Here is a 21,932-nt window from a genome sequence, read left to right on the forward strand (position 1 = left end):
GTGCCTCCTTTCTTCACAAGCACATTGGCTATTTCGCTTTTGACCAAATATAGTCTGCTCGTGCTAACTCTTATGAGTCAGCACGAGCAAGTTATGCAATAAAGTCACGACTAAGAGTTTCGTTAGTCATTACTTGGCGAAGAAACGACCACACGAGCGGCGCGAATAACGCGATCTCCTATTCGATATCCTGCTTCAACTACAGCATCAACAGTTTCTTTTGTAGCGTCTGGATCTGGCCTGTGCAAAATTGCATCATGCTTGGTCGGGTCAAAATCTTCGCCCTTCTCACCAAACTTTTCCACACCAAACTTTTCAAAAGCTTTATCTATCTTAGTTGCAACAGCCTTGAATGAATCATCCATTTCGCTATGCTCGCGAATGCGGTCAATGTCATCCAATGCCGGAAGCAATGCTGTCAGCACGTCAATAATTCCATGCTGTCTGAAACGATCCTGCTCTTTGGCAGAACGATTTCTGAAGTTTATAAACTCAGCACGCTCTCGCTGTAACGCTTCCAAGTACTCTGCAGCTTCTTTCTTAGCTTTACCTAAGGGAGTTAAACTGCCGCTATCCGCGTCTTGGCTGTCTTTCGATTCTGAGGATTCAGTGGAATTCGCTGTATCCTCAGAATTTGCGGAATCCGCAGAAACGTTAGCATCAGCTTGTGCATCAGCTTTCGTTTCTGCAGGATTTGCATCTTCAGCAGCTTTCGATGAAGATTGCGCAGACGATTTCGCAGAATCACCTGTAGCTTTTACACCCAGCGAGTCAGCATCTTCCATATCTTGCAAATATTCGTTGGCGTTAAAGTCGGACATTACTTATTGTCCTTATCGTCCTTGTCGTCGTCCACCACTTCGGCGTCAACTACATCATCATCCTTAGCTGCAGAGCCAGCCTGAGCGCCAGCAGCAGACTGAGCGCCAGCTTCGGCACCAGCAGCACCCTGCTGAGCGTAAAGCTGCTGACCGATCTTCTGAGCAGAAGTCATCAACTCGCTTTGAGCAGACTTAATCTTCTCAACGTCGTCACCCTTCAAAGCTTCCTTCAAAGCATTAACCTTGTCGGTAACTTCCTTAGAGATTTCATCGGAAAGCTTGTCTTTATTGTCGTTCACAAGCTTTTCAGTCTGGTAAGCAAAGGCTTCTGCTTGGTTGCGAACTTCAGCTTCTTCCTTACGCTTCTTATCTTCAGCTTCGTGAGCTTCAGCTTCCTTCACCATGCGGTCAATTTCGTCCTTTGGCAAACCAGAACCACCGGTAATAGTCATGGACTGTTCCTTACCAGTGCCCTTATCCTTAGCGGAAACGTGCACAATGCCGTTAGCATCAATATCGAAAGTGACTTCAATCTGCGGAACGCCACGAGGAGCTGGAGCAATTCCAGTCAACTCAAAAGTGCCAAGAGGCTTGTTATCGCGAGCAAACTCACGTTCGCCCTGGTAAACCTGAATCAAGACGGATGGCTGATTGTCTTCAGCAGTAGAGAATACTTCCGAGCGCTTAGTTGGAATTGCGGTATTACGCTCAATAAGCTTTGTCATAATTCCACCCTTGGTTTCAATACCCAAGGAAAGTGGAGTTACATCAATAAGCAGAACGTCTTTGCGATCTCCCTTAATAACGCCCGACTGCACGGCTGCACCAACGGCCACGACTTCATCTGGGTTCACGGACTGGTTAGCTTCCTTACCGCCAGTAAGTTCCTTCACCAAATCCTTCACAGCTGGCATACGAGTAGAGCCACCAACAAGAACCACGTGATCAATCTGGCTTACTGAAATTCCAGCGTCAGAAAGAACGTTGTTAAATGGCGTACGGCAGCGGCCGAGCAAGTCGGAAGTCATTTCCTCAAAGTGAGCACGAGTCAAAGTCTCATCCAAATGCACTGGAGTGCCGTCAGGAGTCATTGCCAAGTACTGCATAGAAATTGAGGTGGAAGTAGAAGAGCTAAGCTCCTTCTTTGCCTGCTCAGCAGCTTCCTTCAAGCGCTGCAAAGCAATCTTATCCTTGCTCAAATCAACGCCATACTTGTTCTTAACCTCGCCAACAAGCCAGTCGATAATCTTCTGATCCCAGTCGTCGCCACCCAAGTGGTTATCGCCATTAGTTGCTTGCACCTGAATTGTGGAGAATCCGTCATCATCCTTACCAATTTCAAGCAAGGACACATCGAAAGTACCGCCACCCAAGTCGAATACCAAAATGCGCTCGTCTTCCTTGCCCTTTTCGAGGCCGTAAGCCAAAGCTGCAGCAGTTGGTTCGTTAATAATACGAAGCACGTTCAAGCCTGCAATCTTACCTGCATCCTTAGTTGCCTGACGCTGAGCATCGTTGAAGTAAGCTGGGCATGTAATAACGGCATCGGTTACCGGCTCGCCCAAGTAAGCTTCAGCATCGCGCTTCAACTTCATTAAAACCTGTGCAGAAATCTCTTGTGGAGTCCACTTCTTGCCGTCGATATCAACAGTCCAATCAGTGCCCATATGACGCTTTACTGAGCTAATCGTGCGATCAACGTTTGTTACAGCCTGACGCTTAGCAACTTCACCAACCAAGATTTCGCCGGATTTGCTGAATGCCACAACAGATGGCGTGGTACGTGCGCCTTCAGCGTTCACAATAACGGTTGGGCTGCCACCTTCAAGAGTAGCAATGCAAGAGTTGGTTGTTCCCAAATCAATACCTACTGCGCGTCCCATAATTTCTCCTTAACTAGGTATTGCACCTTTTGTGCAATTACGCTTTCCTTCAAGTTTTGCAGTTACGTGAGCTGAGCTTTATTTAGATTCCTTATTGGAAACTAGGTAAATCACCAGCTTTTTTACTTTCCAAAACTTGAGCCTACTACACTCAACTTGTAAAAGTCAACTTTTATTCCCAAAAATTACAAAAAACTTTATACAACTAGACTCAAGTTTTGCAATTTAAGCAAAATTAAGGGGAAATTCTGCAAAATTCAGTAGCATTCACGCGCTGAACTTAAAACGACGCAAAGAATTATCCAGAGCATTGTAGCGCGCCAAAACACCAATAAGCGGCGTGCCAATACCGGTTATGAGTTTGATTGCTTCAGTTGCCATCATTGCGCCAACAATAGCTGCAGTCGCGCCCAATACTGCCGATTTTGGCACTTTTTCTTTAGGCGGAGGACAAGGGTACAAGTCGCGCAATCCTGGTCCCTCCCCAGGCATAAAAACGCTTACTTGACCTTCATAATAAAGCACCGATCCGTAAACTTCTGGCGTACCAGCACTCCAAGCAGCATCCGCAATCAAAAAGCGAGTAGCAAAATTATCGCAACCATCAATTATTAAGTCGTGACTTTCTACAAGTTGCTTTGCGTTGTCTTCATTAAATCTATCTACAAGGTTGATTTTTAAACCCGGAGATAACGCTTGCAGACGCTTAGCCGCAAGTTGCGCTTTAGATTTGCCACACTGATCGACAGTATATAAAGTCTGCCTTTGCAAATTAGAAAGCTCAACAACATCGTCATCACAAATCGTAATTTCGCCAACTCCTGCTGCAGCAAGCGAAAGCAAGCATGGCGAACCAAGTCCACCTGCTCCGACCATGCAGATTTTCGCATCGCGAAGTAACTGCTGATGTTCATGCGTAAAGCCCGGCAGGAGCAAGTGGCGGCTAGTGCGTTCCACCTCAAGCTCCTGCAGGTTGTCGTAAATTTTATTAATCGTCATGTTGAATAATATGCCGAAAAATTACAGTACAAAATTTACAGTACAGAATCAGCCCAAGCGCGACCTTCAACAGGCGAAGAAGCGAGCGCATGTTCACGCTTAGGAATACGGCCAGCATCGTGAGCAAGCTTTCCAGCAGTTACAGCAGCAGCCATTGCACGACCCATCTTCACTGGGTCTGGACAGCGAGTTACAGCGCTTGCAAGAAGCACACCAGAGCAGCCAATTTCGAAAGCTTTAACAACATCGGAAGCAGTGCCAACGCCGGCATCCAAAATCACAGGAACGCCAGCTTCCTTGCATTCTTGGACAATCAGCTCAATATTTCGAGGATTCAAAATACCAAGACCAGTTCCAATTGGAGCACCACCAGGCATAACAGCCTTCACACCAAGCGAAACCAAGCGACGAGCCACAATCGGGTCGTCATTCGTGTAGCAAAGAACGCTAAAGCCTTCTTCAATAAGCTTTTCTGCAGCAAGTAATACTTCACGAGTATCTGGAAGTAAAGTATCGTCGTCTGCAATCACTTCGAGCTTAATCCAATCAGTTCCAAGCGATTCACGAGCCATTTTTGCTGTAAGCACAGCGTCATGCGCAGTTTTGCAACCAGCAGTATTTGGCAAAACGTTAATATTGTGACGCTGCAACATGCCGTAAATATCCACGCCTGTTTTTGCGTGACGGCGCATTGCAACCGTAGCCACTTCCGCACCTGAAGCTACAAGTGACTTTTCCATAATGTCAATGCTCGTCATGCCGCCAGTGCCAAGCAAAAGCCTTGAATGTAAAGTCTTACCGCAAAGCTGCCAAGTATCGGCACTTTCTTCTGTATTATTTTCTGTCATTTTAAGCCTTTTATTTAAATTTTTTTGAAACTATACTCAAATTATTTGAAATCAGCCGCCTTGAACTGCGCTAAGAATCTCGATTTGATTACCATCACATATGACGGCTGATTCCCATTGTGCGCGAGAAAGCACATCGTCGCCAATTGCGACCGCTATACCAAGTCCTGCATCCGAACCATAACGTTGCGCAATAAGCTGAGCAACAGTTAATCCGTCTTGCGCTTCAACAATTTCACCATTGACTACGATTTGCATAATCTAACCTTTACTAACTAAAAGCTGAATTACTAAAAGTACTTTCTGCATCACACTTACGTCTATATTTGAACGCTTCACACAATTCGCAGCGGAATATAACGAATTCACTGGAATTAGCGATTAAAAGCGAGCAGGATTGCAGCTTTCCAAGAAGCCCTTTTCCTTCTCGGTCAATTCTTGCTCAAGCACAAGCTTTGTAGTCAAAGAAGAACCCAAAGCGGTGAGCAAAATGCCGTGACGGAAGTAACCAGTGGAAATCGTGGTATGCGTCTTAGGATCAATACCAATGAATGGCAAATCGTCCGGAGTTCCAGGGCGGCCGCCAGCGGTAACCTCAGTAATCGAGCATTCCTGAATGCCAGGAAGCACGCTTGCAGCATCGCGAAGTAAGTCGAGTACGCCACCAACCTTTGGAATATCGCGGTCATCTTCGCGAGAAGTAGCGCCAAGCACAAGCTCGCCTGTTTCCTTAGCGCGAGGAACCAAATAAACTGGACGATCATGCACAAATCCACGAACCACAGAGCTCAAAATTGGGCGCAAAGGCTCTGGAATAGTCATACGAATCATATCGCCCCACACAGCGCGAAGCTTAAGCTGAGGAAGCATATCCTTAGCACCCAAGCCGGATGCCAAAACTGTGTCTGGACCCAAATCGTCTGGAGTGCTTGCGCGACGCTCAATAACAACACCGCGCTTTTCGAGTGCATCAATCATTGCTGCAGTGAAAAGACGAGGGTTGATTTGATGGTCGTCCGGCACGCTTACAGCGCCAGCAATAGTTGGCGAAAGAGCAGGCTCAATCTCACGAAGCTTACTCACAGAAATATGCTCAGCTCTACGGCCGTAACGATGCTGCAAGTTTAGCAACTCGTTTACGTGCTCGTTATCTGCAGCGTCACCGCCAATTACGTAAGAGCCGCACTCTAAGTAGCCAGTTGGCTTATCGGTGTACTTTGCAACCGAATCAACCAATTCCTTATACATAGTTGCAGACTCAAACATAAGAGGATACAACGCTTCTTGCTGATATTGCATTTCTGCGGTAGGAGCTAACATGCCAGCAGCATGGTGAGAAGCGCCCGAGACTGGATCTGGATCAATTATGCTAACTTTTACGCCAGCTTCCGTAAGTCTCCACGCTGTTGCTAAACCAATAATACCTGCACCAATAATACGAATATTTCGCATAATACTCCTTCCCTACGGCGGCATTACCCGCATCAGGTTTACGGTCGGCTTTCGCCCTCTCAGCCTGTATAGAACAAGCTCCCGCGTTTCGTAGCTTTGACTTTCAAAACTGCGATTGTAAAGCTGTAATATTGCCAACTTTAGCGATATTACAAACGCTACAGATAGACGCAACGAAAATATGTGATTTTCGTCACACTACCGTGTAGTATTCTAGCACTTCTGTGAAAAATTGGTTAATTGAGATGGCATGTCAAATCGCAAAACTAAGCAATTTCGCTACTGACGCAGTACGGTTTCTGCGCGAGTAACGTATAACTCCGTTTTTTCGTTACTGGCGCAGACAGCGCTCGCGCGGATTACGCTCGCGCGCGAAACTCGCGTTGGAAGTCCACTGGACTTCCAACTTAAGCGAGTTTCCGCTCCGAGTTGCCTTCGCGCGCTACGCTCTATGCGCTCAGGCAGGTCGTCGCGCTCGCGCTGACGGAATTACTCAACCGAGCGCAGCAAAATCTCCTCAAGCGCGTGCTTTACCGAAACAGGCAGTGTGCAACGCCATTGCGCCCACTTAACTACGGAAGGCTGGTCGGTTGCGTAAGCGTTAAGCATATCAACGCTGTTGCGATACTTTTCTGCTTCCGATTCGTTCTCGTATTCAAGAGTTGAGATTTCAGCAATAGCACTTGCACTTCCGCCAGAATCTCGCACTGCATCAAAAGCCATTTCCTTGCCTCTGTACGGCACTTGCGCTTGAAGCAGGAATCGGTAAGCGTCGCCAACTTTAGGGTCGGCAGCGATTTGCAATCCACCGTCAACAATTACGCAAACTTCCGAACGAGCTGGCACGTCTTTCACAGAAACCGACAAGCTCAAAGTCGCCTCTTCGCCTTCGTAAGAAACCGCAAACTCGCTTGCGTTAAGCTCTCGGCTCCCAACAAACACGCGCACGTGAGCAAAATCTATGCAAGCAACTCCTCTAAATACAACGTTCCAGTTGCGTTTTTGCGGCACAGATTCTACGGCAGCATCACATCCTGCAACACCGGAAATAATAAATTGCGAAGAACCATTGCCGTCTCGCCACACAAAATTCATACGTGTATTAGCAGTATTTCCAGCAGACGCGGCAGCAAAATCGCCGTTATCTTCTCGCATCACAAATTCGCCGTCAGCTCCAGGGAATGCAAGAACTCGCAAAGCCCGCGGATTTTCAATGCTATTAACAGATTCAGCGGCCTCAGCACTACGCTCGCAATCTGCAACTTCCGGCAAAACTTGCAGAGGTACAATCGCTCCAGCGCGCGCAAAAGCCGGCACGCGGTCAAGTGAACGCCACGCTTCAAATCTGCGGCCATTCCAGCCGCGAGACACATACCTGCGTCCGTCAAACAAATCGTACCAATCGCCTTCCGGCAACCAAACTCCAGCACATCCGCGCAAAGCAGCCGCATCGTTAGACGAAACAATCGGTGCTACTATAAGCTCGCTTCCAAAACGGTATTCGTTAGGAATTTCGTAAGCCATGCCAACTTCCGGCGACTGCCAGTACATTGGCTCAATAATCGGCCTGCCTTCAAAAGCTGCACGATAATTCATCGTATAAACGTATGGCAAGAGTTCCGCGCGCAATCGAAGCATTTTCACCATTGCTTCGCGAGTTTCCTGAGGGAAATTCCACGGCTCTTTTCCAGCAAACGGTGAGCAAGTCGAGTGCAAACGATTAATAGGACTAAACGCGCCGAAAGCGTACCATCGCGCTTCTAACTCGTTATTTCTAACGCCAAGCATGTGCCCGCCAATATCGTGACTCCACCATCCGTAGCCAATATTTGAAGCTGTAGAAGTGAAGTACGTTTGGAAAGCAAGGGAATCCCAAGTAGTAACGGTATCTCCCGAGAATCCAACTGGGTAGCGATGCGAACCAGGCCCAGCATAGCGAGAGAATGTAAGCGGCCAGCGGCCGTCGCGCGCAGCATCCTCATAATGCATGTGGTTCAGCATCCAAAGCGGATCCAAACCAGGCTCGCGCGTAACTCCGCCCTGCTGCCAGTCAATCCACCAAAATCGCACACCTTCATCTTCCATACGATGATGCATGTTGAAGTAAGCTTCAACAAACTGCGGGTTCGTTAAATCAAATTCCACAGCTTTGCCGCTTGCCGGATCAATGCCAGCATCTTGCGCAACTTGCGGATAATCTTTTTCAAACGCACGCACGCCGTCGCGCGGATGCAAGTTCAAAGTTGGAGCCAATCCAGCCGCGTTAAGTTTACGCAAAAAAGCACGATGATCCGGGAAAAGTTCCTCGTTCCACGTGTAACCCGTCCAACCGGAACCATACTTCGAATCAACGTCCGTCACATGCCAATCCATATCAATAACAGCCGTGCTAAAAGGTATGCCTTCGCGCTTAAAACGATTATGCAATTGCAAATATTCGTCTTGACGGTAGCGATAGTATCTGCTCCACCAATTACTTAACGCAAAACGCGGCAGTAGCGGCTGAGCGCCCGTAAGCTTATAAAAGTCTTGAATTGCTTGAATGTAGTGGTGCCCGTAGCCGAAGAAGTATAAGTCTTTATATCTTCCTGATTGCTCGCTAACTTTTTGCGCACGCGACTTAACCCAAGCCCCATACGGGTTTGGTTTGCCATTTATTTCCTCAGCTGGCACAATTTCGCAAGTTGCAGAATCGTCTAAAACAGACCATCCGTCGCGCGAAAGTATTCCTTTACCAAGTTTTACTGGGCCGTTCGCCTGATCCAAAGTTCTAAAAGTTCCAAGAAGATTTCCCGGGCAGTCGTCGCCGTAATGCCACGTGTTAAATTGAGTACACGGCACTCCGCGCACAACAATACTTAATCCTTCTTTACTAAAAGCTTCGCAATTATAAGTAAGATGCAGCTTTTCAGTTTCGACTTCCAGCCATCCGTTTTCGTTTTTGCGCGCACTAAACTGCGGCTGAGTATCCGAGCTTTTCTGTGCAAAATTGCGACAGATTACAGTTTGCGTAGGATTGTCAACAAACTTTCCGTCGTCACTCCACTCAAGACGAATAAGCGAATCTGTAATAACCGTAATTCGCCACTTTTCGCCCTTAATTACCTGACTATCCTGCGCCTTTGCATTTGAATCAGTTGCGTACTTATAAAAAATTCCCAACTTGGAAGAGTCCATACTACTGCACATCTCTGCTGTTACCTTGCAACTTTGCTTATTAACAATTTTATGTATTATTTTATGTATTATTTTGTTTGCTTACAACTTATAACTTTAATGAATGTATACTGCAAACACTGACGCAATGATCAACATCAGCGGATACCACGCATACATAACACAACGGAACGTCGTCGAGTTTTTAGGACCATCACCATAAGGGCTACGATAATGCAACACAGCTACACCAATACCAGGTGTAAGCATCGACATAGCGCCGAACATTCCTGCAGTCATCTCCATAGTAATTTCGCGCTTTTTTAATAATTCAAAAAGAAGTACGAAAATAAGCAAAGTTACGCCGCCGAAGAAAATTCCATGCTGCACAAAAACTTTTCCTATCAAATTCCAAAGAAGACCCGCAATGATAAGCACGGTAATAGCAAAACCTTTACTAAATCCGCTTAAACGTTCCCTAATTGTATCTATACTCGAAAGTACGAATAGGGAAATAACCATTGCAAATACAGGATTTTGCGAACGCATGTCGAACAAACATTTTGAATTCACCAAATCGTATGGAACTTCGCAAACCACTGCTAAAATCAGCAATCTCAACATGTAAAGATTCAAATTATGCGTGTTATGGTATCCGCGTACTAGTATCCACGCATACCATGGCACTGCAGTCCAGCTTATAAATTCACAAACTAATATGACTGTCAATGCAAACATATTATTGGTTACTGTTCCGCCGAACATTCGTGCAATTACTGTGTTACTAAATGCACCTAGCATAAGCATAAAAGCGCCGAGCATTTTGAGTTTATTGAGCGTGATTCCAGTTTTTATGTTACGGTCAGCACGAATTGGTTTGCCGTTTGCATCAAGCATTTCCTTATTCGCGTTACCGCTATCACGCATTATTGCTTTACCACTATTAATACTCATTGCACGTCCTTGTTTATTTGCGCATACCTAGTTTATATAAACTTTATCCGTAGTCGCGTATCTACCTAACCTGTAATTTACATTCCAAACACTGCAAAACTTTGAGCGCCGAGTGTTAAGCAATCACCATCAACTGATATTTCTCCAATTTTCAGTAATGGATTGTAAGCAGATTCTTGCGTAAGATTCGCTAATGCTTCTAATGAAACTGTTTCACTATTTACACCTGGGTTCATAACCACAATGCTTCGTTCCACAGCTGATTCTCCTGCGCCACCTTTTGCGCAACGCTCGTAAGCAAAGCCGCGGCCGTCAACCGGAGCATACAAAACTCTCCAAGACGCGTCAGCTTGCAAAGATTTGCGACTATGGCGAAGCGCAATAAGCGAGCGCACCCACGAAAGGAAGGAATCTTCGCAATTAATTTGCGCAGAAACAGTTGGAATTTCACCACTTTCCACTGCTTGTTTTCGAGAATTTGCGCAAGTTCTTCCGTCTGCTCGCGCTTCAACAGGCAAGTATAATTTAGATTTTGCAGCCATTGAGAAGCCAAAATTCTTTGCATCATCCCATTGCATTGGCGTACGAGTGCCCGTACGAGCGTAGCCGCCTTCTTTTGTTGGAATATCGCGATATTTCATGCCAATTTCGTCGCCGTAATACACGAATGGCACGCCTGGCATAGTGAGTATCATGCCAAAAGCCACGCGACGCTCACGATCGTCAAGACGCGGAGCAAGACGCGGCGTATCGTGATTGCATGTGATGAAACTAAAGTAACCTTGGTTGCAGGTTGACTCATATTGTGGGTAATAATCGTCTAAAAATGGGCAAATACTGCCGCCACCGTGCGCATTAAAGTAGCTGTGATCGCGCTCAGAATTGTTATCTAAAGCGTTATCAACGTCACGAAGTAAACGCGCATAACCATTAGGATTGCCATCCCAGCGCCAATTCAAATAGAAGTCCATGTCGAATCCGGCAGCAAGAGCCTGACGCGGTCTGCCCCATTCGGACACAAAAGCAGCCTGCGGATACTCTTCTTTTACAGTGCCAAGCATTTCCTGCCATGCGCGAATTGTATTGTCTTTTCCAAGACTTCCTTCGCCATTATTGTCATCGTTTTTTACAAGCGAATCAGCCATATCAACTCGGAATCCATCCGCACCAAGCGAAAGCCAAAATCGCATAATATCAACCATTGCAGCGCGAGTTTCTGCCGCTTCTTTGGAATCTGGAGCGGATTGCCAAGCTCTATCCCTATGTGCAAAACCGTAGTTTAATGCAGGCTGACATTTGAAGAAGTTTAGAATATAAGTGGCGTCACGCTCAGTTTCACCACCAACAAACGGCATAGAATAGCCGCTAAACGCACTGTCGGTCCAAATGTAGCGCTTACTGAACTCGTTTTCTTGAGCTTTTGAACTTTCGCGGAACCATTCATGTTCTTCACTAGTGTGACCTGGCACTAAATCAAGCAATATGCGGATTCCTTGATTGTGAGCTTCACTAAAAAGCTGCTGCAAGTCTTCGTTAGTGCCATAGCGAGCAGCTACTTTTTTGTAGTCGCGCACGTCATAGCCCGCATCTTTAAAAGGCGAGTCATAGCAAGGATTAAGCCAAATTGCGTTGCAGCCAAGCGATTTTACATAGTCTAACTTTTTGATAATTCCTTGAATGTCACCTATGCCATCGCCATTGGAATCACAAAAACTTTGCGGATAGATTTCGTAAAAAACCGCGTCTTTAAGCCACTGAGCATGATCGTATAATGCCATTATTTCACCCTTCTAGCGTTGTGCTATTTAGTTTACACGCAACCACTTGAAAAAATTTATAGGGCGAAATATACAGATTAACCCGCCACTCATTTGCAAACGACACGATATCCGTGTATACTACACAGTGCTTACGAACGGATTTGTGAGACTTGTGACGCTGCTCTACGCAGCAATCGCGATGTTGCGCCACAACGGAGTCCGTTACTACGCCACCAAATGATATGCCAGTTTTTGGCATGATATAGGAGGTCAAGGATGACGAATATTAAGAAGATGCTGGGTGCAGGTCTTGCAGTTGCTACTTTGTTTGGATTTGCAGCTTGCGGTTCAAGCACTAACAATAGCGCTAAGAAGGCTGCTGATTCAGCACCTGTTCAGCTCACCGTTTGGGGTTCTGCTGACGATCAGAAAGATGGCGGCTGGATTAAGACTGTTGAAGCAGAATTCAAGAAGGAAAATCCAAACGTTACTTTCAAGAACGCTGTTGTTGAGCCACCAGACGCTGCTAAGGCTGTTAAGCAGGATGCTAAGGCTGCTGCTGATGTGTTCCTCTTCCCTAACGATCAGCTCGGCGACTTGGTAAAGGCTGGAGCAATCGGCGAATTAAGCGATGACGCCACAAAGCAAGTTAAGGAACAGAACGAAGATACTTTGATCAAGTCTGTTACCGCTCAGGACGGTAAACTTTACGGCGTTCCTTACACCGGCAACACTTGGTTCATGTACTACAACAAGTCCAAGTTCTCCGCTGATGACGTTAAGTCCCTCGACAAGATGCTTGAAAAGGGCAAGGTTTCATTCGATCTTGCTAATGCTTGGTATCTCCCAGGCTTCTACCTCGATGGCAATATGACGCTCTTCGGCGAAAATGGAAACGATGCTAAGGCTGGCATGAAGCTCAGTGATAAGGCTGCTGAAGTTACCAAGTACATTGCAACAAAGCTCGTTGGAAACGAAAAGCACTTCGTACTTGATGGAAATGGTCGCGGCTTGGCTGGCTTGAAGGACGGCTCCGTTGATGCAATGTTCTCCGGTTCTTGGGATGCAGCCAAGGTTAAGGACGCCTTGAAGGATAACTATGCTGCAGCTGCTCTTCCAACCTTCAAGACTGAGTCTGGCGAGCACCAGATGAAGTCCTTCGCTGGTTCTAAGGCTGTTGCTTACAACACCAACACCAAGTCTCCAGAGATGGCTGCTAAGTTCGCTGCATTCTTGGGCTCCAAGAAGTCCCAGCAGATTGCTTTCGAAAAGGAAGGTGCAATTCCTTCTGACAAGTCCCTTGCTGATAGCGTAAAGGCAGAGCCAGCTGCTGTTGCTCAGATGGAAACCATTGCTAAGACTTCTGTCTTGCAGCCAGCAATTCCTGAAATGGGTAAGTTCTGGGATCCAGTTCAAGCATTCGGCACTTCTATCTCCACCGGTAAGATTACTGGCGATAATGCTGCCGCGCAGACCGCAGAATTTGCTAAGGGCTTAGAGAAGTAAGTAAACAAAACTTACTCTAGCCAACAAATCTAAATAGATGCATAAGCAGTGTTTTATGCACTTTGAGTAAAACAATGCGCCCCAGCCCCCGCTCCGGCAAGGGGTGGGGCGCATTGTTTATCTTCTACAAAATAATTTTGTTTACATGAAAGGCATGTCATGACTGGCACGACATCCACAAAGCGAGAAAGACGCCAGAAGAAGACGTCAACTGCAGAACGCTTTGCTCCTTCACCTTATTCACTGAAAGAGGCTGCAAAACATGCGGACATTCTTTCATGGATTTCTGTTGTCATATTTGGCTTTGGCAATTTTATCCGCAAGCAATACATCAAAGGCGTTATATTCTTAGCGTGCGAAGCAACTTTATTCGTATTCTTATTTACAATTGGATTGGATTATCTTCCAAAAATCAACACTCTTGGCACAGTAGAACAGGGCAGAGTTAAAGTCAACGGATTCTGGCGATACAGTGCAGGCGATAATTCTGTAGAAATTTTACTGTATGGAGTTATGTCGATATTAGCGATTGTATTGCTTGTATATCTGGCAACTCTCGCTCTTCGCAGCGCGTACAAAGCGCAATCTGTAATGGCAGACGGCAAGAAGCCACTTAATTTCATTGATGATGCGAAGACTCTTCTTGACGAAAAAGCACACGTCGGTTTTATGACTCTTCCAACTGCTGGCATTGTGTTATTCACAATTTTGCCATTGTTCTTCATGATTTCTATGGCTTTCACAAGCTATGACGAGAATCATCAACAAAAATTCAGTTGGATTGGGTTAGACGTTTTTTCTCAATTCTTAACCGGAAAAAGTGATTTAATTAAAGCTGACGTATTCTTTGACGTATTAATCTGGACTCTTGTTTGGGCATTCCTTGCAACCTTCCTGAACTTCTTCCTCGGCATGTTCATTGCAATGATAATCAATAGAAAGTCCACTCGTCTTAAGGGATTGTGGCGAACTTGCTTCTCCCTTACAATTGCAGTTCCACAGTTTGTTTCATTGCTTATTATGAACAATATGCTTAGCCAGAACGGTGTTATTAACATTGTCTTTAAGCAAAACGGTTGGATACATCAGGAGCTTCCTTTCCTTACGGATGTAACTTGGGCTCGAGTGACGGTAATTCTTATCAATCTTTGGGTTGGTATTCCATTCACCATCATGCAGATTACAGGTATCTTGCAAAACGTTCCTGCAGAACTTTACGAAGCTGCAGAGCTCGATGGCGCAGGTTGGTGGCAACGTTTCATGAACGTCACAATGCCGTACATCATCTTTGTTATGACTCCATATTTGATTACTACCTTTACTGGCAACATCAATAACTTCAACGTTATTTACCTCTTAACAAAAGGTGGTCCAGCAAGTAGCAAAGTCAACAGTGCAGGCGGCACCGACTTGCTTATCACATGGCTCTACAAGTTGACTGTTGACCAGCAAAACTACAACGCAGGTGCAGTAATTGGTATTTTGACGTTCATTGTGCTTGCTGTCGTAGCACTGATTACGTATCGCAACTCTGGATCTTACAAGAATGAGGAGGGATTCCGGTGAGTGATAAAACTACAACTAAGAACGAAGAAGCTGTTGTAAAGAGCACTCGTAGTGTTTCTTTCCTTAAAGATCAACATGTCAGAAGAGTAATTGGAGATACTTTCTCACATTTGTTCTTGCTGGTGTTGTCAGTTATTTGGCTGATTCCAATCTTGTGGGTTTTGTTAGAAAGCTTCAACAAGAACACTGGTTCCTATCAGAAAACCTTCTTCCCAACTGAATACTCACTAAATAACTATATAAAGTTATTTACCGATACCGATGACATTAATTTCCCACGAATGTTCCTCAACACTTTGATTGTGTCAATTTTCGTGTGCATTATTTCTTTGGTGTTTGTGTTAGCAGTGTCCTTCTGCATGTCTCGTCTCCGTTTCAAAGGGCGCAAGACATTCATGAATCTTGCTCTGATTCTTGGTATGTTCCCAGGTATCATGGCTGTTATTGCTATCTACTTCATTTTGAAGGCTCTTGGTTTAACAAAAGGTTCGATTGTATTAATCGCACTTATTATCGTTTATTCTGCAGGTAGCGGTGCTGGCTTCTACATTATGAAGGGCTACATGGATACTATTCCAAAGTCTTTGGATGAAGCTGCATACTTGGATGGATGCACAAAGTGGCAAGTATTCTGGAAGATTATTGTTCCAATCTGCAAGCCTATGATTGTATTCCAAGCAATTACTGGATTCTTGGGACCATGGCTAGACTTCGTTATGGTGAAGACAGTAGTGAGAGACAATAAGGAAAACTACACAGTTGCTTACGGATTAATGGAGATGCTTACCAAAAAGTATCTACCTGATTGGTACGCTGCATTCGCGGCAGGTGCTGTGTGCATTTCCATACCAATCGTAATCCTGTTCATTATTATGCAGCGCTTCTACGAAGAGTCCATGTCTGGCTCCGTTAAAGGCTGATAATTTACAGGATATAAATCTACTGAAGGCTGAGACGCTTTCGAGCGTTTCAGCCTTCTCTTTCGCTAGACAACACGAACACATAAAAAATAAAAAATAACTTAACACACTCGCCGTTTGACTTAATACGATAATGGCTATCGCATAAACCCTACCGTGTTTAGCCAAATAGTGCCACAAAACATAAAAAAACTTGATAACAGAACAATAAGTAAATAATAAAATTTAAAAACTGTATAATTACTAATACGATTAAATAATTTAGAAAATTTAGACAATTCGCAAAATAGCGAAGGAAGAAGGATACCCTATATGACGACTCCATCTTCGGCAACATGGCCTGTATACGAAGGACCTCTTGGATTTACTTTAAACGCAAAATCTACAACATTTGCTGTATGGGCACCAACTGCACAGAATGTGACGTTAAGACTTTTTGAAACTGGAAACAACAGTGAGCCAATTCAAACACACGAATTGAAACCGTTGCATGACGGAGCTTGGCGGATTAATTTCCGTAAGCGTTTAGACGGCATATACTACGATTATCTTGTTACTTTCCAAGATGGCACAGTAAATCGAACTAGTGACCCTTGGGGTGTAGCAAGCGGTGTAAATGGTGAGCGCAGCCTTGTCATAGACGATGAGCGAGTGTCTCCTGCCAATTGGCATAAAGATAAGTCTCCTAAGTTTGTGCGTCATGCAATGGTTGTGTGGGAAACGCATGTTGCAGATTTCAGCAGCAATCCTAATGGCGGCTTTAAGCCAGAGCATAGAGGCCAATATCTCGCTTTTACTGATGAACATACATCTTTGCAAAATCCAGATTCTTCTGAATGCAACTTCCCTACTGGCTTGGATTATTTAAAGCAGCTTGGCATTACTCATGTGCAACTCGAACCTATTTACGATTTTGCAACAGTTGACGAATCCGCAATCGACAATGCGCGCAAAAACGGTGCTTCAGCAGAAGAATTAGATTCTCTATACAACTGGGGTTATGATCCTCACGCTTACAACGTTCCTGAAGGTGCTTATTCTAGCAATCCTTACGACGGCACTGCGCGAATTCGCGAATGCAAAGCAATGATTGCGGCATTACATGCTAATGGCCAACGCGTAATTATGGATGTTGTTTATAATCACATGTACAAGTCTGCAGAAAACGCTTTCGAATGCATGGCTCCTGGGTATTTCTGCAGGCGAGACTCTGACGGATTTTTTGCTAACGGCTCTGGCTGTGGAAATGAAATGGCTTCTGAACATCCTATGTTCCGCAGGTTTATTATTGAATCTTTGCTGCATTGGGCACGCTGCTATCACATTGATGGCTTCCGTTTTGATCTTATGGGATTGACTGATACTGAAACCTTAAATCAGGCACGAGCTGCATTAGATGAGCTTCCTGGCGGTAAAGATATTGTTATGTATGGAGAACCGTGGAGTGCTTCGGATCCTGCTGTTGATGAAAAAGTTCCGATGGGAGATAAAGACGGCAGAAGCACTCTTAACGAGCGCATAGGCTGGTTTAGTGACGAGTCTCGCGATTCCCTCAAAGGCAACGTCATGAACCATCTCGACCGCGGGTATGTAAATGGCAATGAGCTCTGGTGCTCAGATGCGGCTCGCCAAACTCTTAATGCATGGCGTGATACTCCTTCTGCAGGTAAAGAAGTTGGACAGATTGTTCAATATACTTCTGCTCACGACGATTTGACTTTCTGGGATAAGCTTTGTATCTCTATGCGCGAGAATGCTAGCGATTTTGAGTTTGACGCTCAAGATGCACAACAAGTTGCGGATATTTTGAACGCTAATATGTTTGCAGCTGGAATTGTTTTGTGCTCTGCAGGCACGCCGTTTATGCTAAGCGGAGAAGAGTTTGGACGTACTAAGCACGGTTGCGATAATTCTTATAATCGCGGTGTACTAATGAACCAGCTTGACTGGGCGCGCGCTGAACGTTTCAATCCGCTTGTTCAATGGTATCGTGCACTTATAAAGCTTCGCGCTGAATATAGCTCATTGTATGATGGCAAACGCAAACAACTTGAAACGTCTAACCATACTGTTTTGGCTACGCGCATTGGCAATAATTTAATTGTTTGCGCAAATCCTATGTATCATGAAGATGCAACTATTCAGCTACCTGCTATTCATAGCGCAAAGGCTCAAGAGTGGCATTGCGTACTTAATTCAAGTGATTATTTTGCTAAGTGGACTGGAAAACAACCTGACACCGCGGTAAATATTACAACTGAAAAAAGCGCTGCTACCCTACACTTGCCTATCAGAACTTTTGTTGTGCTTAGCAACAAGTAATTGCGTTTTAGTAAGTAAAAAAAATAATAAACTGTCAGACGATTGCAACTAAACATGAGTAATCACAACACTTGTGTTTAGTTGCAATTACTTATAAAAACTAGCAAATATGTCGCAACGCTAATTTGCAAACGATGTCAGGTATTTATATAATTGACAGGCAGGGTGTATTTCAATCCAGAGATGTATTGATTTACACGCTATCGCCATAGTTGCACATTTGGCACGCTTACGACGATGTTAGGAATGTGCCAAATCATAAAGTAGAAGGAGCACCATGACAACAACAGCTACTGGCAAAGCTGATGCTGATAAGCCTATGGAAGAAAGCGCAGAACGTCTTGCACGTCCACTTATTAAGCTTGCTAAGGCGTGCGGCGTTGCCACTTTTTATATTGATCAGCAAGGAAGCTACACCGAAATTACAGATGAAGCATTAGTTGGAGTACTTGATGCATTAGGCATGCCTGCCGACACTCAAGACAATATTGCAATTTCATACGAGAAGGTTCAGCGCAAACGCTCTAGCGAGTTATTGCCACCAACTGTCGTTTCGTTTAATGGCGCAAAAACTTGCGTACCAATTCACGCAGGAGATGCCAAAAAAGAGCAAATTCACATTTCTCTTACACTCGAAGATGGAACAGATTATGAAGACTCGTTAGGCGATATTCAATCCGAAGACGATGGAGACTTGTTCATTGAACTTCCGGATGATTTGCCAATGGGCTACCACACTTTGCATGCCAAAGTAATCAGCGCGAATGGCGAGACGGCTCAACATGCTGATGTCACATTGATTGCCGCACCTGCGCGTATTCCATTGCCTGAAAGCGTTAAGCAAAAGCACCGTTGGGGATTCATGACGCAAATGTATTCTGTGCGTTCAAAAGATTCTTGGGGAATTGGCGATTATGGCGATTTGCGTCGCCTACTTAAGGATGCTGGAGAAATCGGCAAGGCTGATTTTATGCTGATTAATCCAATTCATGCGTGCGCTCCAGTAACACCTCTTGAGCCTTCACCGTACTTGCCTGAGTCTCGTAGGTTCTTGAATGTCACTTATATTCGTCCGCAAGATATTCCGGAATATGCTGAATTAAGTGGCGAAGATCTTGCTAAAGTAGAGCAATTACATGAGTCTATTGCTCCTCAAAACAATAATCCAAATCCTATAGATATCAACGCTGCATGGGATGCCAAGCTTCCTGCGTTGCGTATTATTTTCAAGCAACCTCGTTCTACCGAGCGCGAGCGCGAGTTTAGTGAGTTTAAGCATCGTTCTGGTGAAGATCTTGACGCTTTTGCAACTTGGTGTGTTGCGTTTGAGGTTTGGGGTGCTCCTTGGGGCGAGAATTTGTGGTTTGACACTACAGGCAAAGGCACTCCGCAAATTGAGCGACTTAAGCGCGAACATGCTGACTTGTTTGAGTTCCATCGTTGGCTTCAGTGGATTGCTGATGAGCAAGTTGCTGCAGCTCACGCTGAAGCTAAAGCTGCTGGTATGGCAATTGGTCTTATGCAAGACATGGCAGTTGGCGTACACGGCTACGGTGCTGACGTTTGGTGGAGTCCGGAACGATTTGCTAATGGTGTAAGCGTCGGTGCTCCTCCTGATTTCTACAACCAGCAAGGTCAGGATTGGGGTCAACCTCCATTCGATCCAAATTATTTGGATGAAACTGGCTATATTGCTTACCGAGACATGGTTCATAACGTGTTCTTGCATGCAGGAGCTGCTCGTATTGATCACGTTCTTGGATTGTTCCGCTTATGGTGGATTCCACAAGGACAGGGTGCTAGAAACGGCGCGTATGTGTACTACAACGTAGATGCAATGCTCGCAGTTCTCACTATTGAAGCAACTCGCGCAGGCGGTGTTGTTATTGGCGAAGATTTGGGCACTGTGCCGAAGTATGTTTCTAAGGTTCTTGCATCTCATGGCGTGCTTGGCACTGTTGTTGAGTGGTTCACCCACGACGACGAAGCTGAAGCCACTACTAAGAAGGCTGGAAAGAAGCAAATTATTTTTGCTAATCCGTCTACATATCGAGAGTATGCTCTTGCTTCCGTTACTACGCACGATATGCCACCTACAGCTGGTTATCTTGCCTTTGAGCATGTCAAGCTTCGCGAGCAACTTCATCTGCTTACAGACTCCGTAGAAACGTTCCAGGAGGCTGCTCAAGCTGAACGCGATGCAATGATGAAGATGCTTCTTGAGAACGGTTGGATTAGCAAAGATGCTGCTGAGGATGTTGAAGGTCATGTACAAGAGATTGTGGAAGCTATGCATGCAATTATGCTCACTTCCCCATCTTTGCTTTTGCAAGTAGCTTTGGTTGATGCTGTCGGCGAGAGGCGTTCACAGAATCAGCCTGGAACTAGTACAGAGTATCCAAACTGGCGTATTCCACTTGCTGATGCTGATGGTCGTGTAGTTCACACCGATGAAGTATTTAAGTCACCACGAGTGCTATCTATGACGGCAGTTATGCGCGGCGAAAATACACGGAAGCATGTATAATTTAATAGTTGGTTTACCGATGAACTGACTCTATTCCCCCCCTCTCGTAAGGAATATGATTTGCATAGTAGCAAATCAAAATATTTCTTACATGATGTCCTATGTGAGGCGAGCATCTATAATAGTGCTCGCCTCATTAATTATGGGGTTATGGGGGTTATGGAGTAAGAAGCAAACCCCCTGCCTCAACACCGTTACTCGCGCAGTACGTAATCTGCGTCAATAACACAAATAAGCAGCAACACTCGCGCGCTAAATCGCAGCGCTCAAGCAGGTCATCAGCGCACACCAGTCACAACCTAATTTCTAAAGCACAGCCACACAAACCTGCCCTGCCTTCGTCTTTATTGACGAAGGCAGACCCCGCTTGCGTTGAAAGCACACCGTGCTTTCAACCCTAAGCAAGCTCGGCATTCCGAGTTGCTTTCGCGCGCACAATGCTGCGCTCAAGCAGGTCGTCACGCCATAACGCAGAAATTACTTCTTAATATACTTTGCAAATACACGCTCTAAAATCGGAGTATGCAGCATAATAAGCGATCCCCAACCAATGAATACCAACAAAGGCAAACCCTGCGGCAAATATACGATTGATGCAAATATTAACACAATAAACACTATATCTAGCAGTGTCATTATAAGAGTTTCTTTCCAATACGAAATACCAAAAATAAGAGAATTAGCCACTGTTTTATCAATTGAATTTTTAAAACGCGCTTGTAATGCAAACACCCATTCGGCAACAATAACCCACAATATGCTCAGAATAAATTTAATAATTAAAAGTGGAGTAAACCACACGCAAAGCCATAGCCAAATAATAGCAAGCAAAACTGGTCCCATTACAGCCCAAATAATAGTAGATTCCAAAAAATTGCTAGCAAACGCGCGAAAATAAGCTGCAGTAATATGTCCTTCACCTTGCTCTGTACGTCTTGCAGCATCATGACCGGCACAAAGAGAAGCACCGATAGTAATTAAAGGAATGCTTGTTAAAATCATCAATATTGTAAGCCACACGGCATCAGCAAATGTTTCCATGCTTTGCGCAAACTTTGAATCTGGGCTTCCAAACGAGAAAATCATTCTATACTATCTCCTGGTTTTATGACGCAATTCCTATGCTTTACTATCTATAGATACTCTAATAACGAACTCTACCACCTAATTACAAACTAACGTAACTATTAAAAATAATGACGGTGTGCACAAACGTAA

The 21,932-nt window shown here is 45.0% G+C and carries 15 protein-coding genes; 5 read left to right on the forward strand and 10 right to left on the reverse strand.

All coding sequences use genetic code 11. The annotated features are described in order from the left end of the window. Positions 1-122: 122 nt before the first annotated feature. The 9 genes from grpE to HXT37_RS06580 all read right to left on the reverse strand — a co-directional run bounded on the left by grpE (position 123) and on the right by HXT37_RS06580 (position 11,891). A complete protein-coding gene (gene grpE, locus HXT37_RS06540; RefSeq protein ID WP_012914519.1) occupies positions 123-821 on the reverse strand; it encodes a nucleotide exchange factor GrpE in 699 nt (232 codons plus the stop codon). Beyond that, a complete protein-coding gene (gene dnaK / locus HXT37_RS06545) occupies positions 821-2,704 on the reverse strand; it encodes a molecular chaperone DnaK (RefSeq protein WP_012914520.1) in 1,884 nt (627 codons plus the stop codon). Before dnaK ends, grpE begins: the two co-directional genes overlap by 1 nt. Positions 2,705-2,971: 267 nt before the next feature. Further along, the gene (locus tag HXT37_RS06550; protein WP_033888410.1) at positions 2,972-3,703 is read right to left on the reverse strand and encodes a HesA/MoeB/ThiF family protein; all 732 of its coding nucleotides are present in this window, start codon (positions 3,701-3,703) and stop codon (positions 2,972-2,974) included. 35 nt (positions 3,704-3,738) lie between these two features. Beyond that, positions 3,739-4,551: a thiazole synthase gene (locus HXT37_RS06555; protein ID WP_004104776.1), complete on the reverse strand. Its 813-nt coding sequence runs from the start codon at positions 4,549-4,551 to the stop codon at positions 3,739-3,741. Between the two features lie 51 nt (positions 4,552-4,602). Next, complete coding sequence (gene thiS / locus HXT37_RS06560) at positions 4,603-4,809, reverse strand: sulfur carrier protein ThiS (RefSeq protein ID WP_004108127.1); 207 nt, start codon at positions 4,807-4,809, stop codon at positions 4,603-4,605. A gap of 123 nt (positions 4,810-4,932) precedes the next feature. After that, complete coding sequence (gene thiO, locus HXT37_RS06565) at positions 4,933-6,003, reverse strand: glycine oxidase ThiO (RefSeq protein ID WP_004104781.1); 1,071 nt, start codon at positions 6,001-6,003, stop codon at positions 4,933-4,935. Positions 6,004-6,492: 489 nt separating this feature from the next. Beyond that, complete coding sequence (locus tag HXT37_RS06570) at positions 6,493-9,180, reverse strand: TIM-barrel domain-containing protein (RefSeq protein ID WP_102703473.1); 2,688 nt, start codon at positions 9,178-9,180, stop codon at positions 6,493-6,495. Between the two features lie 96 nt (positions 9,181-9,276). Next, positions 9,277-10,113, reverse strand: coding sequence for a TraX family protein (locus tag HXT37_RS06575; protein WP_004108130.1), 837 nt, complete (start codon positions 10,111-10,113; stop codon positions 9,277-9,279). A gap of 77 nt (positions 10,114-10,190) precedes the next feature. Next, positions 10,191-11,891, reverse strand: a complete 1,701-nt coding sequence (locus tag HXT37_RS06580) for an alpha-amylase family glycosyl hydrolase (RefSeq protein ID WP_102703474.1) — start codon at positions 11,889-11,891, stop codon at positions 10,191-10,193. A 258-nt stretch (positions 11,892-12,149) separates the two neighbouring features. Here HXT37_RS06580 and HXT37_RS06585 point away from each other — a divergent pair, with 258 nt between their 5' ends. From HXT37_RS06585 to malQ, 5 genes are all read left to right on the forward strand, one after another. Then, positions 12,150-13,379 carry an extracellular solute-binding protein gene (locus HXT37_RS06585; RefSeq protein WP_004108134.1) on the forward strand — a complete coding sequence of 410 codons (1,230 nt, stop codon included), beginning with the start codon at positions 12,150-12,152 and terminating at the stop codon, positions 13,377-13,379. Between the two features lie 159 nt (positions 13,380-13,538). Further along, entirely contained in the window at positions 13,539-14,945 is a 1,407-nt protein-coding gene (locus HXT37_RS06590) for a carbohydrate ABC transporter permease (protein ID WP_421779489.1), read from the forward strand. After that, positions 14,942-15,865 (forward strand): sugar ABC transporter permease, encoded by a 924-nt coding sequence (locus HXT37_RS06595; RefSeq protein WP_004104797.1) that lies wholly within the window; start codon positions 14,942-14,944, stop codon positions 15,863-15,865. Before HXT37_RS06590 ends, HXT37_RS06595 begins: the two co-directional genes overlap by 4 nt. Positions 15,866-16,177: 312 nt before the next feature. Further along, complete coding sequence (gene pulA, locus HXT37_RS06600) at positions 16,178-18,187, forward strand: type I pullulanase (RefSeq protein WP_102703475.1); 2,010 nt, start codon at positions 16,178-16,180, stop codon at positions 18,185-18,187. Positions 18,188-18,464: 277 nt separating this feature from the next. Continuing rightward, on the forward strand, positions 18,465-20,714 hold the full coding sequence (malQ, locus tag HXT37_RS06605; protein WP_102703476.1) for a 4-alpha-glucanotransferase: 2,250 nt from the start codon (positions 18,465-18,467) through the stop codon (positions 20,712-20,714). A 477-nt stretch (positions 20,715-21,191) separates the two neighbouring features. Here the strand turns inward: malQ and HXT37_RS06610 are convergent, their stop codons facing one another. Further along, positions 21,192-21,800: a DUF624 domain-containing protein gene (locus HXT37_RS06610; RefSeq protein WP_102703477.1), complete on the reverse strand. Its 609-nt coding sequence runs from the start codon at positions 21,798-21,800 to the stop codon at positions 21,192-21,194. Positions 21,801-21,932 lie beyond the last annotated feature (132 nt).

The sequence above is a fragment of the Gardnerella sp. DNF01151 genome (assembly GCF_049244235.1).
Classification (GTDB): Bacteria; Actinomycetota; Actinomycetes; order Actinomycetales; family Bifidobacteriaceae; genus Bifidobacterium; species Bifidobacterium swidsinskii.

Coding starts and splice junctions, on each gene's coding strand:
- HXT37_RS06590 (WP_421779489.1), top strand. CDS start 13,539: ATGACTGGCACGACATCCACAAAGCGAGAAAGACGCCAGAAGAAGACG.
- HXT37_RS06550 (WP_033888410.1), bottom strand. CDS start 3,703: ATGACGATTAATAAAATTTACGACAACCTGCAGGAGCTTGAGGTGGAA.
- HXT37_RS06570 (WP_102703473.1), bottom strand. CDS start 9,180: ATGGACTCTTCCAAGTTGGGAATTTTTTATAAGTACGCAACTGATTCA.
- thiO (WP_004104781.1), bottom strand. CDS start 6,003: ATGCGAAATATTCGTATTATTGGTGCAGGTATTATTGGTTTAGCAACA.
- HXT37_RS06575 (WP_004108130.1), bottom strand. CDS start 10,113: ATGAGTATTAATAGTGGTAAAGCAATAATGCGTGATAGCGGTAACGCG.
- dnaK (WP_012914520.1), bottom strand. CDS start 2,704: ATGGGACGCGCAGTAGGTATTGATTTGGGAACAACCAACTCTTGCATT.
- grpE (WP_012914519.1), bottom strand. CDS start 821: ATGTCCGACTTTAACGCCAACGAATATTTGCAAGATATGGAAGATGCT.
- malQ (WP_102703476.1), top strand. CDS start 18,465: ATGACAACAACAGCTACTGGCAAAGCTGATGCTGATAAGCCTATGGAA.
- pulA (WP_102703475.1), top strand. CDS start 16,178: ATGACGACTCCATCTTCGGCAACATGGCCTGTATACGAAGGACCTCTT.
- HXT37_RS06585 (WP_004108134.1), top strand. CDS start 12,150: ATGACGAATATTAAGAAGATGCTGGGTGCAGGTCTTGCAGTTGCTACT.
- HXT37_RS06610 (WP_102703477.1), bottom strand. CDS start 21,800: ATGATTTTCTCGTTTGGAAGCCCAGATTCAAAGTTTGCGCAAAGCATG.
- thiS (WP_004108127.1), bottom strand. CDS start 4,809: ATGCAAATCGTAGTCAATGGTGAAATTGTTGAAGCGCAAGACGGATTA.
- HXT37_RS06580 (WP_102703474.1), bottom strand. CDS start 11,891: ATGGCATTATACGATCATGCTCAGTGGCTTAAAGACGCGGTTTTTTAC.
- HXT37_RS06555 (WP_004104776.1), bottom strand. CDS start 4,551: ATGACAGAAAATAATACAGAAGAAAGTGCCGATACTTGGCAGCTTTGC.